13 protein-coding genes are annotated in these 17797 nt (G+C 73.0%); 4 read left to right on the top strand and 9 right to left on the bottom strand.

Going from position 1 to position 17797, the window contains the following annotated elements:
* The first annotated feature begins 300 nt into the window (after positions 1-300).
* Complete coding sequence (locus DC008_RS21410) at positions 301-921, top strand: hypothetical protein (RefSeq protein WP_108708331.1); 621 nt, start codon at positions 301-303, stop codon at positions 919-921.
* A gap of 274 nt (positions 922-1195) precedes the next feature.
* Positions 1196-1945 (top strand): ALF repeat-containing protein, encoded by a 750-nt coding sequence (locus DC008_RS21405; protein WP_108708330.1) that lies wholly within the window; start codon positions 1196-1198, stop codon positions 1943-1945.
* Positions 1946-1994: 49 nt separating this feature from the next.
* On the opposite strand, the gene purH is transcribed toward DC008_RS21405, so the two are convergent.
* Entirely contained in the window at positions 1995-3560 is a 1566-nt protein-coding gene (gene purH / locus DC008_RS21400; protein WP_108708329.1) for a bifunctional phosphoribosylaminoimidazolecarboxamide formyltransferase/IMP cyclohydrolase, read from the bottom strand.
* The gene (gene purN / locus DC008_RS21395) at positions 3557-4186 is read right to left on the bottom strand and encodes a phosphoribosylglycinamide formyltransferase (protein ID WP_108708328.1); all 630 of its coding nucleotides are present in this window, start codon (positions 4184-4186) and stop codon (positions 3557-3559) included. The genes purH and purN overlap by 4 nt, the downstream gene beginning before the upstream one ends.
* A 367-nt stretch (positions 4187-4553) precedes the next feature.
* On the opposite strand from purN, the gene DC008_RS21390 reads away from it, so the two are divergent.
* On the top strand, positions 4554-5348 hold the full coding sequence (locus DC008_RS21390) for a hypothetical protein (RefSeq protein WP_108708327.1): 795 nt from the start codon (positions 4554-4556) through the stop codon (positions 5346-5348).
* 37 nt (positions 5349-5385) lie between these two features.
* Here DC008_RS21390 and DC008_RS21385 read toward each other — a convergent pair whose 3' ends face one another.
* A complete protein-coding gene (locus DC008_RS21385; RefSeq protein WP_244221503.1) occupies positions 5386-7227 on the bottom strand; it encodes a cell division protein PerM in 1842 nt (613 codons plus the stop codon).
* Between the two features lie 113 nt (positions 7228-7340).
* Here DC008_RS21385 and DC008_RS21380 point away from each other — a divergent pair, with 113 nt between their 5' ends.
* Positions 7341-8480 carry a helix-turn-helix domain-containing protein gene (locus DC008_RS21380; RefSeq protein WP_108708325.1) on the top strand — a complete coding sequence of 380 codons (1140 nt, stop codon included), beginning with the start codon at positions 7341-7343 and terminating at the stop codon, positions 8478-8480.
* 86 nt (positions 8481-8566) lie between these two features.
* On the opposite strand, the gene sucD is transcribed toward DC008_RS21380, so the two are convergent.
* The 6 genes from sucD to DC008_RS21350 form a co-directional block, all read right to left on the bottom strand.
* Entirely contained in the window at positions 8567-9451 is an 885-nt protein-coding gene (gene sucD / locus DC008_RS21375) for a succinate--CoA ligase subunit alpha (RefSeq protein WP_055625201.1), read from the bottom strand.
* A 27-nt stretch (positions 9452-9478) separates the two neighbouring features.
* Positions 9479-10660 carry an ADP-forming succinate--CoA ligase subunit beta gene (gene sucC / locus DC008_RS21370; RefSeq protein ID WP_108708324.1) on the bottom strand — a complete coding sequence of 394 codons (1182 nt, stop codon included), beginning with the start codon at positions 10658-10660 and terminating at the stop codon, positions 9479-9481.
* Between the two features lie 703 nt (positions 10661-11363).
* Complete coding sequence (locus DC008_RS21365; RefSeq protein WP_108708323.1) at positions 11364-12305, bottom strand: hypothetical protein; 942 nt, start codon at positions 12303-12305, stop codon at positions 11364-11366.
* Positions 12306-12547: 242 nt separating this feature from the next.
* A complete protein-coding gene (locus DC008_RS21360; protein WP_108710799.1) occupies positions 12548-13711 on the bottom strand; it encodes a VWA domain-containing protein in 1164 nt (387 codons plus the stop codon).
* 157 nt (positions 13712-13868) lie between these two features.
* A complete protein-coding gene (locus DC008_RS21355) occupies positions 13869-16223 on the bottom strand; it encodes a DUF5682 family protein (protein WP_108708322.1) in 2355 nt (784 codons plus the stop codon).
* A gap of 384 nt (positions 16224-16607) precedes the next feature.
* A complete protein-coding gene (locus DC008_RS21350) occupies positions 16608-17738 on the bottom strand; it encodes an ATP-binding protein (RefSeq protein WP_108708321.1) in 1131 nt (376 codons plus the stop codon).
* Between the last annotated feature and the right edge of the window lie 59 nt (positions 17739-17797).

The following is a 17797-nucleotide window of genomic DNA, read 5'->3' as shown; positions in this document are numbered from 1 at the left end:
GCCCCCCATCCTCCTTGATGACGCCCTTCCTCTTCCAATCCGGGTCGCATCCCGGTCGTATCCCTGTCCCATCCGGGTCATGGACAGGGCTTCCGGCGCATCTCCGGGCGTATGCGTTCATGATCAGCGATGTTGCACTTGCACAACACATAGGGAATGCGGCTGGACAAGTAAGAGCCGACTAAAGAACGATGTGACTGCAGTGCCGCGGGCAGTACCGGGGGGACGAACCGCATCAGTCACATCTCCTCCGCACCGTGCCGCGCGTCCCCGCACTCGGACAACGGAGGAAAGACCGCCATGAGTTTCGGCGACCCGAACAACCCGTACGGCCCGCCGCCCCAGGGCCAGCCCGGTTACCCGCCGCAGCCCCCGCAGGGACAGCCCGGTTACGGCTACCCGCAGGGCGCTCCCCAGCAGCCGCCCGCCTACGGCTACCCGCAGCAGGGCCAGCCGGCCTACCCCGGCTACCCGGGCGGACCCGCGATGCCCATGGAGATGCCGGGCCTGATGAAGACGGCCCGTGTGCTGCTCTTCATCCTTGCCGGCTTCCAGCTTCTGTTCGGCCTGATCGCCGGTGTCGCGGTCGGCGCGGCCCAGGACCTGTCCAACGGCGTCGGCTCCGGTGACAGCACCGACTCGCTGGCCGGTCTGGGCTTCCTGCTGGCGGGTCTGCTGCTGGCGCTCGGCGCGCTGTCGATCTTCCTGGGTGTGAAGTTCAAGAACGGCGGCAGCGGCATCCGCGTCACGACGATCGTGTACGCCGCGTTCATGATCCTCGGCGGCATCGTCAACATCACGAGCGGTGGCAACGGCTCCGCCACCTTCGGCGGTCTGATCTCTCTCGCCATCGCCGGCATCATCCTGACGTCGATGGTCAACAGCCAGGCGTCCGCCTGGTTCAACCGTCCGCGGTACTGAGCCGCGCCGCGCGCACCGACACAGCCGAGGCCGTGTCCACCCGCACCGGGGGGGGGCACGGCCTCGCTGTGTGACCGCCCCCGTGTCACCCAGGAAATGAACACCTGTTCGGCATTGCCGGGTTGTCGCCCTGATCTTGTCAGTGCCCCCCGGCATGATGGTCACGCGGCTTGTGGCGCACGGGAGTCGGGGGAGGCATGTGCCCTCCCACGTCCTGCGTGCCGCGCTTCACCGTCGAGCCGCGGTCCTGATCTCCCGCATGGAAGGTTCACCTGTGAGAACGAACCGCATCGCCCTGGCCCTCGTAGCAAGCGCTCTCGCGCCGGCGCTTCTTGCGGCCGTACCGGCCTCCGCCGCCGACGCGGCGCCGTCGTCCGTCACCGTCACGGCGGTGGCCGCGACGGACGACCCCGGCACACCGGTGGACGAGATGTCGGAGGAGGAGCTGCGCGCCGCCATAGCCGCCGTCCTGGCCGACCCGGACTCCGGCAGGGGCGTCGAGCGGGAGGCGAACGAGGCCCTCGGCGGCACCGTGGAGGACATGCGCGAGTTCCTCAAGACCGGCTACCGCCTCGCCCAGTACGAGGACGACAAGGTCGCCGTCGTCACCATCCTCGGCAAGCCCTACGCCGGAAAGCGCGTCAAGCAGGAGATCTACGCACTCCTCGACGCACCCACCCCCGAAAACCTCCGCACCTGGCTCGAGACCGGCTACCGCCTCGCCCAGTACGAGGACGACAAGGTCGCCGTCGTCACCATCCTCGGCAAGCCCTACGCCGGAAGGCGCGTGACGCAGGAGATCAACGCGCTCCTCGACGCACCCACCCCCGAAAAGCTCCGCACCTGGCTCGAGTCCGGCTACCGCCTCGCCCAGGCCGAGGACGACCGCGTCGCCGTGGCCCGCATCCTCGCGGATCCGACGATCAGCGCCGCCCTGCGCGCGGCGGCCGAGGACGTCATCGACGGCACGCCGGAGGAGCTCCGGTACTTCCTGGCGACCGGGCAGTACGAGGTGGACAAGTAGGACGTCGTCCGCCCGGCCGACCGTATCGGGGGCCGGGCGGACGGACCCGTCAGTGGAAGAAGTGGCGCGTGCCCGTGAAGTACATCGTCACGCCGGCCTTCTTCGCGGCCTCCACGACCAGTTCGTCACGGACCGAACCGCCGGGCTGGACCACGGCCTTGACGCCCGCCTCGACGAGGATCTCCAGACCGTCCGGGAAGGGGAAGAACGCGTCGGACGCGGCGTACGAGCCCTGGGCGCGCTCGGCGCCCGCCCGCTCCACCGCGAGCTTCGCGGAGTCGACGCGGTTGACCTGGCCCATGCCGACGCCGACCGAGGCGCCGTCCTTGGCGAGCAGGATGGCGTTGGACTTCACGGCCCGGCAGGCCTTCCAGGCGAAGGCGAGCTCGGCCAGCTCCTCGGCGGAGAGGGCCTCGCCCGTCGCCAGGGTCCAGTGCGCCGGGTCGTCGCCCTCGGCCTGCAGCCGGTCGGTGACCTGGAGGAGCGCGCCGCCGTCGATGGGCTTGAGCTCGACCGGGTTGGCGGGGGCGGCCGGAGCCTTGAGGACGCGGATGTTCTTCTTCTTGGCGAGGGCCTCGAGGGCGCCGTCCTCGTAGTCGGGCGCGACGATGACCTCGGTGAAGATCTCGGCGACCTGCTCGGCCATCTCCTTGGACACCGGCCGGTTCACGGCGATCACACCGCCGAACGCGGACAGCGGGTCGCAGGCGTGGGCCTTGCGGTGGGCCTCCGCGACGTCCGCGCCGATCGCGATGCCGCACGGGTTGGCGTGCTTGATGATCGCGACGCAGGGCTCGGCGTGGTCGTACGCGGCACGGCGCGCGGCGTCCGTGTCGGTGTAGTTGTTGTACGACATCTCCTTGCCGTGCAGCTGCTCGGCCTTGGCCAGGCCGGCGCCCGTGCCGTCGACGTACAGCGCGGCCGGCTGGTGCGGGTTCTCGCCGTACCGGAGGGTGTTCTCGCGCTCCCAGGTGGCACCCAGGAAGTCGGGGAACCGCGACTCGTCGACGGGGGCGTAGGAGGACGCGAACCAGCTGGCGACCGCCACGTCGTACGCGGCCGTGTGCTGGAACGCCTCGGCGGCGAGCCGCTTGCGGGTGGCGAGGTCGAAGCCGCCGCCCTGGACCGCGGCGAGGACGTCGCCGTAGCGGTCGGGGCTGGTGACGACGGCGACCGAGGGGTGGTTCTTGGCGGCCGCGCGCACCATCGAGGGACCGCCGATGTCGATCTGCTCGACGCACTCGTCGGGCGACGCGCCGGAGGCCACGGTCTCGCGGAACGGGTAGAGGTTGACGACGACCAGGTCGAACGGCTCGACACCCAGCTCGGCGAGCTGCTCGCGGTGGCTGTCCAGCCGCAGGTCGGCGAGGATGCCGGCGTGCACGCGCGGGTGCAGCGTCTTGACGCGGCCGTCCAGGCACTCGGGGAAGCCGGTGAGCTCCTCGACCTTGGTCACGGGGACACCGGCAGCGGCGATCCTCGCGGCCGTGGAGCCGGTGGAGACGAGCTCGACACCCGCCTCGTGCAGGCCGCGCGCGAGGTCTTCCAGACCGGTCTTGTCGTAGACGCTGACGAGCGCCCGTCGAATGGCCCGCTTGTTGCTCTCGGCGGTCACTGGATAACTACCTTTCGTCCCTCAATGCGATAGCCGTTGCGGGCGATCCGCCCCACGACCTCGACGAGCAGCCTTCGCTCGACTTCCTTGATGCGCTCGTGCAGAGCGCTCTCGTCGTCCTCGTCCCGGACCTCGACCACGCCCTGGGCGATGATCGGACCGGTGTCGACGCCGTCGTCGACGAAGTGGACGGTGCAGCCGGTGACCCTGGCTCCGTACGCGAGAGCGTCGCGGACGCCGTGGGCGCCGGGAAAACTGGGCAGCAGGGCGGGGTGGGTGTTGATGAACCGGCCGCCGAAGCGCGCCAGGAACTCCTTGCCCACGATCTTCATGAAACCGGCGGAGACCACGAGGTCGGGCTCGTACGCGGCGACGGCCTCGGCGAGCGCGGCGTCCCACTCCTCGCGGCTGCCGTGGTCCTTCACCTTGCACACGAACGTCGGCAGCCCGGCGCGCTCGGCGCGGGCGAGCCCCTCGATGCCCTCGCGGTCGGCGCCCACGGCCACGATCTCGGCGCCGTACGCCTCGGATCCGACGGCGGCGATCTCGTCGAGCAGCGCCTGGAGGTTGGTGCCGGATCCGGAGACCAGGACGACGAGGCGCTTGGCCACGGGCTTGGCGGCCACGATGAGCCCTTTCTCGGGGGTGCGTTCTTCGCGGCCGGCGGCACGACGAGCACCGCTTGTGCGTTCATACGAATGCGTCGCGCCCCGGGATACGGGGAAGTCTACGAAGCAGCCGACCGGCAGCAACGATACCGGCACCGGGAAGCGGCCCCCATGGGACGGGGGCCCGGCCGGGGGGTAGCGTCTGCTGGGGGCGGCTCGGGAACGCGGCCGGTGTCCGGTGCGTTCAGGAAGTGTCAGCTCAGACAGCTCACCAGCCCAGCAACTCAGCAGCCGACCGGCCCGCGCGGCCGGACGGCCCGCCCGGACCCACCGTCCGTTCCGCCCATGTCCTGTCCAGCCAACTTCAGGGAAGACGCTCGATTTGATGCCGGACCGCAGCCTGCGACTCCTCACGCTCCCCTCGCATCCGGTGCAGGGAGGGGCGCACAGCGGCGTGCTGCTGCGGGAGCGCCCCTCCTCACCGCCCGACGCGCCCTCCGGCGGCCAGGGCGGCGACGAGCGGGGCGACGGCCGGAAGCAGGACGACAACCCCTTCGCCCCGCCCCCCGAGGGCACCCCGGACCGGCCCTGGCAGCCCCGACGCCCGGCGGGCGGGGACGACTCCCAAGGGTCCGGCGACGGCGGTGAGCCCGCGTGGGGCAGCCAGTGGAGCGACCGCCAGCCCGGCCGCTCGTCCGGCGGCTTCGGCGAGCGGCCCTCCCGCGGCGGCGGCCCCGAAGGCCCCGGCCAGGGCGGCGGCCCCGGTTCGGGCATGCGCTGGGACCCGACGGACCCGGCGCAGCGCCGCGCCCGCTACGCGCTGCTCTCCGGTATGTGGGCCTTCTTCTTCGCCCTGTTCAGCTGGCCGTACGCGGCTCTGCTCCTGGGCGCGCTGTCCCTGTACTGGGGGATCAGCAGCCTGCGCGCGAAGCCCCGCACGCCCGACCCGGACAGCCCGGCGCCCGCCAGGCCCGGTGGCCGGCCGCAGACGACCGCCGCGGTGAGCGGCCTGGTCACGGCGTCGCTCGCGCTCGCGGTGGTCGCCGCCGGGTTCACGGCGCAGATGGTCTACAGCGACTACTACACGTGCCGCAGCGACGCGCTCACCAGCGAGGCGGAGCAGTCCTGCAAGCAGCTGCTGCCGGAGGAGCTGCGGGGGGTGCTGGGCAGCACGGAGTGACGGCGGGTCCGGCGCCCCTTGGGGGGCGGCTGTTCCGTCAGGGGGCGTCGGCGGCCGGCTGAGGGGGCGTGGGGGGCGTTTCCGGGTCAGCTTTGGGTGCCGGGGTGGTTTCGGTCTCGCTGGGGGTTGCGGGTAGCGCTTGTGCCTCCGGTTGTGTGTCGTCGTCCGGGTCCTGGGGTGTTGGGGCGTCCGGGGTGTCCTGCGCGGGGGCTGCTTCGGCGTGCGGTTCGTCGCGCCGTTCGTCGTCTGATGCGTTCGGTTCGTCGTCGTGGTCAGGCTGGGGCGCGTTCCGTGCGGGGCCGGTGGGCTGCTCGAAGTCGTCCGGCTCGAACGTCGTGTCGTGGTCGTACGCCCCGTACGGCACGTCCTCCACGAGGTCGTAGGCGTCGCCCTCGTCGTCGCCGTCGTACTGCCGTGGCGCCGGCTGATCCTTCACCAGGGCGGTGAACGGCCCCTTCCGCGCACCGGCCGTCGCCCTCTCCGCCGGGCGCCCGGCCGTGGGCGCCTGTCCCGTGCGGGGCGGGCCGATCACCGTGCCGCGCGGCTCTGTGGCCTGCCGTCCGGCGCGCCCGAGGCACCGCCAGCCGCGGACGATCACGGCCACCGGGACGCCGACCAGCGCGAACCACACCAGCGTCGCCGCACCCGCCTGCCACCACACCGGGCCGAAGTCCGCCAGGGCGCCCCGCCCGAGCGGGCCGCCCGACAGCCCGGCCAGCACGGCGACCACGGACGCGCAGATGAGGGAGGCCAGCAGGGCGGCCACGGCCGTCCGCAACGGGGACCAGGTCGGGGCGGCCGGCCCGGTGACCCGGTCTCGCCGTGGGCCGGGATCGGAGGCACCCGATCCCCAGCGGGCGGCACCCCGGCCCAGCACCACACCGGCCACCACCGGGACCGCCGCCACGGCCCACTGGAGCGGTCCGGCGATCCCGGTCGACGGCACCGCCTCCAGCAGCGGGAAGGGCGGCAGGGGCGGCGGCGGTGCCGAGGTCAGCGGGGCCACCACATGCCCGGTGCCGAGCACGAAACCGGGGCCGAGGGCGTAGGACGCCGCCCACACGGCGGCGTTGGGCACCAGGGCGGCGCACAGCATCAGGACGCCGATCCGGCCCGACCAGCCCTGGGTCAGTCCGGCGAACGTCGCGCGGGTGTCCGCGCCGTGCCACACCAGGGACACGGCCACCAGCAGCGCCCCGCCGCCGACGAGCGCCGCCGCGCCCGCCCCGGCCGCGCGGGCCGCCGCCGCCAGCCGGGCGGGCGTGTCCGGTCGCTGCGCGAGCCTCCGCGCGCGGCCCGGGAGCGCGCCGAGCAGCCCGTGCGCCGCCCCGGGCCGGCGCTCGCACGCCGTCCACACGCCCACCCCGGCGACCACCATCACGACGAGGGGGACGCACAGCACGGCCGACGGCCAGGACGGCTTCAGGACACCGCCGGCCGCGTACAGCGCAGCCGCCGTCGCCACCCCGAGGTAGCCGAGGACGACCCCGGCCCAGGCCGTGGGCCCGGGCACCGGCGGGGCGCCGTCGCCGCCGTCCGCCGCCGCGTCCCGCGCCGCACGGTGCACCAGGCAGACCGGCAGCACGAACAGCAGCAGCGGGGTGATCCCGACCGGTACCGAGGCGCCGGAGAGGGTGTCGGCGCGGATCAGTTCGGCGCCGTGCCCGAGCAGCCACAGCACCGCCGCGATCCGCAGCGCGCCGCCGGGGCCGCTGTCGGGAAACGGCGAGATGACCCACAGCACCATCACGAGGACGACGAGCGCCCCGAGCCCGAGCGCCGCGGCGACCGCCCCGTTGAGAAGGCTGGCGCTCAGCCCGGGTGTTCGGTGGCGCAGCCGCGTGAGCAGGGACGACAGAGGCGTTCGGCGAGCGGTCATCTCGATCACGCGGCCATGCTCCCAACGACACGCGCTCAACCCTCGCAACAGGCGAACCTCCGAAGTGTCGCCCAATATACGTTTATGTACTTTTTCACACGGAGGGGTGCACTGTGACGCAGAGCCCGGCAGCCCCGATTCCCCCGCCCACGGAGCGCCGACGCCTGCGTGAGGCCGGGTCCTTGACACAGGCTCAGGTCGCGGAACGGGTCGGCGTCAACCGCCGGACGGTGCGTGCCTGGGAGACCGGCCGCGCGGTTCCGCAGGGCCGGGAGGGGGAGGCGTACCTGGAGCTGCTGAGGTCGCTGGAGGAGCGGAGGAGGGATCAGAAGCCGGTCGCTGATGTCGAGGTGACGCCGGATCAGCCCTTGGAGGAGAGTGAGGGCGACAGCGAGGTCGAAGGGGGCGCTCTCGGCCTGGATGCGGGGCCCGCTCCCTCCACCCGGACCGACCGGCCCCTCACCCCCGCCCAGGCGTTCGACGCGCTGTACGCCTTCTGCGCCCCCGCCCTCGTACGGCAGACCTATCTGCTCAGCGGGCGGCGTGAGCTGGCGCGGGAGTCGGTCGAGCGGGCCTTCCAACTCGCCTGGGAGCGCTGGCCCGAGGTCGCCCGGGACCCCGACCCGGCGGGCTGGGTGCGGGCGGCGGCGTACGACTTCGCCCTGTCGCCCTGGCACCGGTTCCGCCCCCGCTACCGGCACCCCGAACCACCGCCCGCCGACCGGGCGGACCGGCTCCTGCTCGACGTCCTGCTCGATCTGACGCCGCCGCAGCGCCGCACCCTGCTGCTGTACGACGGGGTCGGACTCGACCTGCCCGAGACCGCGGCCGAGACCGAGGCGAGCACCCCGGCCGCCGCCAACCGCATCCTGCACGCCCGTGCCGCCGTCGCCACCCGGATGCCGACCCTGTCCGACCCGGACGATCTGCACCGGCGGCTGGCCGAGCTGGCCTCGGCGGAACGTCTGCGCGCCCCCGCCCCGGCCGCCGTGCGCGAGGGCAGCGAACGCCGGGCCCGGTTCTGGACCCGCGCGGCGATCGCGTTCACCGTGGCGCTGATCGGCACGACCGCCCTGACGCTGCGGACGGCCCCGACCCACTACGAGCCGCCGGTGCCGCCGGGGGCCACCGTGCGCGGGGTGCCGCCGCCGGTGGCGCCGGGGCCCTTGTCGCACAAGGAACAGAAGCTGCGCGACAAGCTCCGCTCGGAGCTGCACCACGGTCCGGAACGGCTCGCGCCCCAGTCCTTCTAGCCTTCTCGAGCATGGAAACGTCGGTGGGCCCGCCCCCGGAAGGGGACGGGCCCACCGACACGTCGGCGCGATGCCGGGGCGCTGACTCAGCCGCCCAGGATCTCGCGGGCCAGCTTCGCGGTCTCGGTCGGCGTCTTGCCGACCTTGACGCCGGCGGCCTCGAGGGCCTCCTTCTTCGCCTGCGCGGTGCCGGAGGAACCGGAGACGATGGCGCCGGCGTGGCCCATGGTCTTGCCCTCGGGCGCGGTGAAGCCCGCGACGTAGCCGACGACCGGCTTGGTCACGTTCTTGGAGATGTACTCCGCGGCCCGCTCCTCGGCGTCGCCGCCGATCTCACCGATCATGACGATCAGGTCGGTGTCGGGGTCGGCCTCGAACGCGGCGAGCGCGTCGATGTGCGTGGTGCCGATGATCGGGTCGCCACCGATGCCGACGGCGGTCGAGAAGCCGATGTCACGCAGCTCGTACATCATCTGGTACGTCAGCGTGCCGGACTTCGAGACCAGGCCGATACGGCCCGGCTTGGTGATGTCGCCGGGGATGATGCCGACGTTCGAGCCGCCCGGGGTGATGATGCCGGGGCAGTTCGGGCCGATGATCCGGGTCTTGTTGCCCTTCTTGCCGGCGTACGCCCAGAAGGCGGCCGAGTCGTGCACGGCGATGCCCTCGGTGATCACGACGGCCAGCGGGATCTCGGCGTCGATGGCCTCGACGACGGCGTCCTTGGTGAACTTCTCCGGCACGAAGATGACGGAGACGTTGGCGCCGGTCTTCTCGATGGCCTCCTTGACGGTGCCGAAGACCGGTACCTCGGTGCCGTCGAAGTCCACGGTCTGACCCGCCTTGCGCGGGTTCACGCCGCCCACGACGTTGGTGCCGTCACCGAGCATGAGCTTGGTGTGCTTCATGCCCGTGGCGCCGGTCATGCCCTGGACGATGACCTTGCTGTCCTTGTTGAGCCAGATAGCCATGGTGTGTTGTGTCCTCGTCCTGAGTGCTTACTTGGCGGCGTGGGCCAGCTCGGCGGCCTTGTCGGCCGCGCCGTCCATGGTGTCGACGCGCTGGACCAGCGGGTGGTTGGCGTCGGTGAGGATCTGCCGGCCGAGCTCGGCGTTGTTGCCGTCGAGGCGGACGACGAGCGGCTTGCTGACGTTCTCGCCGCGGTCCTCGAGCAGCTTCAGGGCCTGGACGATGCCGTTGGCGACCTCGTCACAGGCGGTGATGCCACCGAAGACGTTGACGAAGACGGACTTGACGTCCGGGTCGCCGAGGATGATCTCGAGGCCGTTGGCCATGACCTGGGCGGAGGCGCCACCGCCGATGTCCAGGAAGTTGGCCGGCTTGACGTTGCCGTGCTTCTCACCGGCGTAGGCGACGACGTCCAGGGTGCTCATGACGAGACCCGCGCCGTTGCCGATGATGCCGACCTCGCCGTCGAGCTTGACGTAGTTGAGGTTCTTCTCCTTGGCGGCGGCCTCGAGCGGGTTCGCCGCGGCCTTGTCGTGGAGCTCCTCGTACTCGGGGTGACGGAACTCGGCGTTGTCGTCGAGCGACACCTTGCCGTCCAGGGCGAGGACCTCGCCGGAGGCGACCTTCGCGAGCGGGTTGACCTCGACGAGGAGGGCGTCCGACTTGATGAAGGTGTCCCACAGCTTGATCAGGACGTTGGCGACCTTGTCCGCGACCTCGGCCGGGAACTTGGCAGCCTCGACGATCTCGCGGGCCTTGGCCTCGTCCACGCCGTCGATGGCGTCGATCGCGATCTTGGCGACGGCCTCCGGACGGGTGGCCGCCACCTCCTCGATCTCCATGCCGCCCTCGACGGACGCGATGGAGAGGAAGGTGCGGTTGGCACGGTCGAGGAGGAAGGAGACGTAGTACTCCTCCAGGATCTCCGGGGCCGTCTCGGCGATCATCACCTTGTGGACCGTGTGGCCCTTGATGTCCATGCCGAGGATGTCCGTCGCGCGGGCGACGGCCTCGTCCGGGGTCGCGGCGAGCTTCACGCCGCCGGCCTTGCCGCGGCCACCGACCTTCACCTGGGCCTTGACGACGGACTTGCCACCGAGACGCTCAGTGGCTGCGCGGGCCGCCTCAGGCGTGTCGATGACTTCACCGGCCAGCACCGGTACATCGTGCTTGGCGAAGAGGTCCCTCGCCTGGTACTCGAACAGGTCCACGCGCTTCCGTCCCTATCAGTGATCTCGCGGTTCGTTGGATGCGTGGGCGTGCCGCGAAGGGCAACGTGACGTCCGCTCTGTCACAAGGGAGGCGCACACGGTGTCCGAGCGCGCGGCATGTCCGTCTCGCAGGTTATCGCCGCATGGCGGGAGCCTCTAAATCGCGGGTCACACGTGAGCGGTGATACCTGTCACATGATGCCGCGATCGGTGGATATCACTGGCACGGCGTGCCGAACGCACGGTCGAAAGGGAAGGACCTCACCGGGTTGGGGTTGACCCGGTGAGGTCCTCTGAACAGCCCGGAAGCGGCGGAACAGGGCCGCTTCGATGGGCCCTGGCCGGGGTGATCCCCACCCCAATGGGGATCACCCCGGCCTGTCCGCGGGGTCCGGACCCGAACGACCGACGGCTTTCGCCCGTCCGGGTCCAGGACGCCCGCGAGTCGGAAGGCGGCGTCATGCGACGCCGGGGGTGCCGGCCGGCGGCGCCGGGGGCGCTCTGCGGGCGGGGGGTTGGTGTGCGGCTGGCCGGGGGCTGGTCCCTGTCGAGGGGGCGCGATGGCGGGCGGCTGCCCTGCCGGGGCCAGGGCTGCGCGTCCAGGGTTGCGCGGCGCGAGGTTGCGAAGCGCGGGGTGGGGAGCGCAAAGGCGGGGGACGCGCCGGCTACCGGGCCACTACGGCGAGAACCGCAGCGGCGGCGGTCAAGCGGGGGAAACCGGGACGTCCCCGCTCCGGTCCCGTGTCTCGTCCGACTCCGCCCGGACGGCGGCGCCGGGGACCAGTCGCACCGGCACCCGGTGCTCCACGGACACCGCATGGGCGTCGGCGTACCGCAGCCCGCTGTTGTCGCCGCTCGAACGGCTGCCCGGCACCCCGGCCGGCTGCTCCACCGGCGCCTGACGCACGGGGCCGCATCCGAACGGTGCCTCCGGCCGCGCGGCGACGACGTCCCCGGCGCCCCTTGGGCTGGAGCCGACCGCCTGCTCGTGGTGCGGCTCACCCCAGGGGCCGTAGGCGCCGGTCGTCCCGGTCGTCTCGGTCGTCCTGGTCGTCTCGGCCGCTTCGGGCGTCTTCTCGTCGGTACGGCCCTTGCCGTCCCGGTGCTTCCCGGGCTTGGGCACACTGGGCACGGGCTCGGGCGTCTGGGCGGTCCCGCCAGGCTCGGACGGGTCGAACGGGTCGGGGAGATCCGGCAGGCCCGGCGCTTCGGTGGCGGGCGGGTCCGGCAGGTCCGGGACCTCCCAGTCGGGCCAGTCCGGCACCCCGGGCGGCGTCGGCGGCGTGACCGGCGACGTGGCGGGGGGCGGCAACCGCTTCTGCACCTCGGTGAGGGCCGCGCCCACCGTCTGCTCGACGGTCCGCGCCAAGCCGTCCGTCACGCCCGTCACGGTCCCTACGAGGTCCTGCGCGGGCCGGGCCTTCGGGGCAACCGGCGGGCTCGCGGCCGACTGGGCTGCCTCGCCTGCCTCCACCCGCGTCCCCACCGGTGCACCGACCCCCTCCGCCGCACTGGCCCGCTCCCCGCAGAGGAGTGCCAGCGCGAACAGCCCGCCGACGAGCAGCGCCAGTTGGAGCGCACGCCGTCCGGCCGCGGCGCGCGGGACGCGCACCGCGGCATCGGGTGAGGCGGCGGGCGGGGACACGGTGGGGAGCCTCCCGTGGGTGGAGCAAGGACGTGGGCGGGACGAAGGACTTCGGTGGAGCAAGGGGTTGGGGCGCCGGGGTGTATGCGCTTACGGAGGACGCCACACCCCTGCAGGAACGCAGATCCTCGCACGCCCCTCCCGCGGTCGCGCAAGCCCTGTGTGGCCGTTGGCCACTCATGTCCGTTTTTCTGGCCGGAGTCCATCGCCCGCCCGCTCAACGCCGTTCCCGCGACGGGCCGTCAGGGGGTGTCCGGCACCGGGATCGGCCGCTTCTCGATGGCCGCCGCCATCACCTCCGGGAACAGGTCGGGCGTGCAGGCGAAGGCCGGCGCCCCCAACGCCGCCAGCGCCGCCGCGTGTTCACGGTCGTAGGCGGGCGCCCCCTCGTCGGACAGCGCCAGCAGCGCCACGAACTGCACCCCCGACGCCTTCATCGCCGCGACCCGCTTGAGCATCTCGGCGCGTATGCCGCCCTCGTACAGGTCGCTGATCAGCACGACCACCGTCTCGGCGGGCCGGGTGATCTGCGACTGGCAGTACGCGAGCGCCCGGTTGATGTCCGTACCGCCGCCGAGCTGCGTACCGAAGAGCACGTCGACGGGGTCGTCCAGCTGGTCGGTCAGATCGACCACCGCCGTGTCGAAGACGACCAACCGCGTGTCGATGGACCGCATCGAGGCCAGCACGGCCCCGAACACCGACGCGTACACCACGGACGCCGCCATCGACCCCGACTGGTCGATGCAGAGCACGACCTCCTTCTTCACCGACTGCGAGGCCCGCCCGTAGCCGATGAGCCGTTCCGGCACGATCGTGCGGTACTCGGGCAGGTAGTGCTTGAGGTTGGCCGCGATCGTGCGGTTCCAGTCGATGTCGTGGTGGCGCGGCCGGTTGATCCGCGCGCTGCGGTCGAGGGCGCCCGTGAGCGTGGCCCGGGTGCGGGTGGCGAGCCGCTTCTCCAGGTCCTCGACGACCTTGCGCACCACGGCCCGCGCCGTCTCCTTCGTCGTTTCCGGCATGGCCCGGTTCAGCGAGAGGAGCGTGCCGACGAGGTGGACGTCGGCCTCGACCGCCTCCAGCATCTCCGGTTCCAGCAGAAGGGTGGACAGCCCCAGCCGGTCGATGGCGTCCCGCTGCATGACCTGGACGACGGAGGAGGGGAAGTAGGTCCGGATGTCACCCAGCCAGCGCGCCACGGACGGCGCCGACGCCCCGAGCCCCGCCGAACGGTCCTTGGCCGTCTGCTTCTTGTCCCCTCTGCCGTAGAGGGAGGTCAGCGCTCCGTCCATCGCGGCGTCCCTGCCGGAGAGAGCGCACCCTGTGCCGTCGGCGTCGTCCCCGCCCAGCACCAGCCGCCAGCGGCGCAGCCGCTCCCCCGCCGGGTCCCTCACCTCTGTCGTCATCAGCACGACCCCCTTCGGCACCGTTCCCACAGCGGCATCACCAGCACGGCCCGGGGCGTCGTCGCCCTCGCCGTGGTCTGAGCGCGGCCCGGGTGCCGTGCGGCACCCGTCGTCCCGGCGCCGGTGTGCTCCCGGCGCTCCAGTAGTCCCTCGGTCCTCATCCCGTCGCCCCCACGAGGTCGTCGGCGGCGGGGCTGCCGCGCCCGGCGGCCCCGTCCTCCGTCCCGTCCAGTCCCAGCAGCAGGCGTACGACCGGCATCACCGCGTCCGCCCGCTCGATGTCCAGCTCGTCGGCGAAGCCGGGTATGCCGCCACCAGCGGTCCCCACGCCCTGCCGTTCGCCCGGCCCGCGCCGGACCAGCTCCCCCAACGTCCGCCGCACGCCCGGCTCGTACGCCGAGAAGGTGCGCCGCAGCAGCGGCAGCACATCGGTGAACGCCTCCGCCGGCACCCCCGTCAGCCAGGTGTCGACCAGGCCGAGCAGCCGCTCGTCGTGCACGAGCAGCATCCCGCCGCCGGAGCCCCCGCCGACGAAGCCCTCGATCCACGCCGCCGCGTCCGCCGGCGGTGTCCCCGGCGACAACGCCAGCCCCATCAGCCGCGCGGCGTCCTCCTGCCGCAGCTCCCCGTCGTCCAGGAGCAGCCGCACCGCGCGCCCCCTGATGACGCCGGGCACGGTGTCCCGGCCGGACAGCACCCGCAGCACCTTGTGCCAGCGGCGCCGCATCCCGGTCTCCGCGTCCCCGAGCAGCCCCAGCGCTCCGTGCACCGCGTCGACATGGCGCCGCATCTCGTCCGCCGCGTCCGTGTCGAGGCCGACGCAGGCCGGGGGCAGACCGACGAAGACGCGCTCGGCGAGTCCGGCGGCCACCTCCGCCAGCGCGCCGGTGTCGGTGCCGCGCACATCGCCGTACCGCAGGGAGCGCACCAGCGCCGGCAGGGCCTGGGCGAGGTGACCGACGTCCGCGTCGAGTGCCGCCCGGTCGGCCAGGACGCCCATCACCACGGGCAGCGCGTCCGGCAGTTCGGCCAGCAGGCAGCGCTCGGCCAGCGCCGTCACATCGGCGAGCCCCGGCGCGGCGACGGCGTCGGCCTCGGCCTTCGCGGTGGCCGCCATGAGCACGGTGGTCCCCCACACGCCGGCCTCGGCGACCCGCACCGCCAGCTCGGGCTCCCACCGCAGCCGCCAGGTCTCCCGGAACGTCCCGGTGCTCCCCCGCGACGCGACCGGTTCGCCCCAGGCCACGCCGAGCAGCCGCAGCCGGTGCAGCAGCCTGCTGCGCTCGGCGTCGTTCTCCTTGCGCAGGTCCAGCTCCAGCTCCCGCTCCAGCGCCTCCGGCCTGAGCCGCAGACGGCGCTGGATCCGGTCGAGATCGCGCTGCAACGGCACGGCCGGCGCCGACTCCGGCACCTCCCCCAGCACATCCCCGACGATCAGCCGGTCCCGCACCAGCTCCAGGGGGACGTCCGAGCCCTCGCACATCACCGCCCGGATCGCGTCGGTGGTCTCGCTCAGGCCCGGCAGTGGGCGGCCGCGCACCACCGCCAGCGTCTCCGCGAGCCGGACCGCCTCGATGACATGGGCCGAGGAGACGATGCGGTCCTCGTCCCGCAGCAGTCCGGCGACCTTCGTCATCCAGCGCTCCACGGGCCGGTCGGGCGCACCGAACAGATGCCCGTACCACCCCGGTGAGTCGATGCCCGCTCCGTAGCCGCTCGCGCGGGCCAGCCGGCGGTGCGTCCACGGCACCCAGGTCATCTCGGCCTTGACCTTGGGCAGCCCCTTCAGCAGCGCCTTGTCGGCGGTGACCGTGCTCTTCTGCCGCAGGGCGGGCACATGCCACGCCCCGCACACGACGGCGACGTCGTCCCCGAACTCCCGCTGGGCGGCGCGCATCTGGAGGCGCATATGGGCCTCGCGCACCAGGTCCCGATCGTGCCCGCCGCTGCCGTACACCTCCCGCAGGGCGGACATGGCCTCCTCCAGCCCCAGGAAGGGCGCGAACGCGTCCCCTCCGGCCGTCCCCCGGTGCTCGACGACGTCCTCCCACCAACGCTCGGGATCGTCGTAACCGGCGGTCTCGGCGAGCACGGCCAGCGGGTCGACCCGGACGTCGGCCGGGGCCTCCTGCGGGTCCTCCGGCTCGGCGGTGGACTCGGGCCGCTGGTCGCCGTCCCGGCCCCACGCCAGAGTGTGCGTGGCCGGCAGGTCGATGAAGCGGGCAGGGACCCGGTGCTCCAGCGCCCAGCGGAGGGCCACCCACTCCGGGGAGAACTCGGCGAGCGGCCAGAACGCCGAGCGGCCGGGCTCGTCCACGGCGTGGGCGAGGAGGGCGACCGGCGGCCGCATGCCCTCGTCCCCGGCGAGCGGAACCAGCGCATCGGCCTCGGGCGGCCCCTCGATCAGCACGGTGCGCGGCCGGGCCGCGTCCAGCGCCGCGCGGACCGCCCGCGCCGATCCCGGCCCGTGATGCCGTACGCCGAGCAGCAACGGCCCGGCAGGCCGGGCCATGGAGGCAGCCGCGGCGTCCTGCCCGGCCGGGCCCGTGTCCCGTGCTCCGGAGCTCGTCCCCGCACCTTCCCCCACGGACCTCTCAACACCTGTCACTTCGGCCCCCTCACTCCGCGCCACCGTCCGTCCCCCGTTCACGTCGCCCCTCGTTCACGCCGTACCCTCGCCCCCATCCGGGCCGCGCGACCTCGTTCACGCCGCACCCCGCCGTCGCCGTGGGTGCTCACCCCACCTGTGTCGCTCGCGGCGTCACTCCCCCGCGCACCGCATGTCCGGACCGCGTCCGGCGGCCGTCGCGTCTCGGCCGGCCGGACGCTCCGCCCGGCTTCGATCCACCGGCCGGTTTCGACCCCCCGCCGGGGCGACCCCATCCGAGGTCGTCGCTCACGCACTCACCTCCCGGCAGGCGCGGTAGAAGTCGGTCCAGCCGTCCCGCTCCCGGACGACCGCCTCCAGGTACTCCTGCCAGATGACGCGGTCGGCGGCCGGGTCCCGGACGACGGCGCCGAGGATGCCCGCGGCGACGTCTCCCGGCCGCAGCACCCCGTCGCCGAAGTGGGCGGCCAGAGCCAGGCCGTTGGTGACCACGGAGATCGCCTCGGCCGTCGAGAGCGTGCCGCTCGGCGACTTCAGCTTCGTCCGGCCGTCGGCCGTGACCCCGTCGCGCAGCTCCCGGAACACGGTGACCACGCGGCGGATCTCGTCGATGCCGTCGGGTGCCGTCGGCAGGTCGAGGGAGCGCCCGATCTGGTCGACACGGCGGGAGACGATCTCCACCTCCGCGTCGGCGCTCTCCGGCAGCGGCAGCACGACCGTGTTGAACCGGCGGCGCAGCGCGCTCGACAGGTCGTTGACCCCGCGGTCCCGGTCGTTGGCGGTGGCGATGAGGTTGAAGCCGCGCACGGCCTGCACCTCCTGCCCCAGCTCCGGTATGGGCAGCGTCTTCTCCGACAGGATCGTGATCAGCGTGTCCTGCACGTCCGCCGGGATACGGGTCAGCTCCTCGACCCGCGCCGTCATGCCCTCCGCCATGGCCCGCATGACCGGGCTGGGGACCAGGGCGTCCCGGCTGGGGCCGTGCGCGAGCAGCTGCGCGTAGTTCCACCCGTAGCGGATGGCCTCCTCGGGGGTGCCGGCCGTGCCCTGCACCAGCAGCGTCGAGTCGCCGCTGACCGCCGCGGCCAGGTGCTCGGAGACCCAGGTCTTCGCGGTGCCGGGCACGCCGAGCAGGAGCAGGGCGCGGTCCGTGGCGAGCGTGGTGACGGCGACCTCGACGATGCGGCGCGGGCCCACGTACTTCGGAGTGATCACCGTGCCGTCCGGGAGGGTGCCCCCGAGCAGATAGGTGGCCACGGCCCACGGCGACAGCTTCCAGCGGGCCGGGCGCGGCCGGTCGTCCTGCGCGGCCAGCGCGGTCAGTTCATGGGCGAAGGCGTCCTCGGCGTGCGGTCGCAACGCCTGGGCCGCCTCCGTCTCCCCCGCCTCGACGGACGTCGGCTCAACGGACACAGTCATGGCAAAGTCCCCCTCCAGCTCAGCCGGTTCGGATCTGGGTCCAACCCTGCACCACCCCA

It is taken from the genome of Streptomyces nigra, from assembly GCF_003074055.1.
Lineage (GTDB): Bacteria > Actinomycetota > Actinomycetes > Streptomycetales > Streptomycetaceae > Streptomyces > Streptomyces nigra.
The sequence above is the reverse complement of the archived record's forward strand: the minus strand, read 5'-3'. Positions and strand labels throughout refer to the sequence as shown.

Bases quoted from the DNA above. Each gene is read 5' to 3' on its own strand.
- DC008_RS21350 (WP_108708321.1), bottom strand. From the start codon at position 17,738: ATGACTGTGTCCGTTGAGCCGACGTCCGTCGAGGCGGGGGAGACGGAG.
- DC008_RS21390 (WP_108708327.1), top strand. From the start codon at position 4,554: ATGCCGGACCGCAGCCTGCGACTCCTCACGCTCCCCTCGCATCCGGTG.
- DC008_RS21360 (WP_108710799.1), bottom strand. From the start codon at position 13,711: ATGACGACAGAGGTGAGGGACCCGGCGGGGGAGCGGCTGCGCCGCTGG.
- DC008_RS21410 (WP_108708331.1), top strand. From the start codon at position 301: ATGAGTTTCGGCGACCCGAACAACCCGTACGGCCCGCCGCCCCAGGGC.
- sucD (WP_055625201.1), bottom strand. From the start codon at position 9,451: ATGGCTATCTGGCTCAACAAGGACAGCAAGGTCATCGTCCAGGGCATG.
- DC008_RS21355 (WP_108708322.1), bottom strand. From the start codon at position 16,223: ATGGCCCGGCCTGCCGGGCCGTTGCTGCTCGGCGTACGGCATCACGGG.
- DC008_RS21385 (WP_244221503.1), bottom strand. From the start codon at position 7,227: ATGACCGCTCGCCGAACGCCTCTGTCGTCCCTGCTCACGCGGCTGCGC.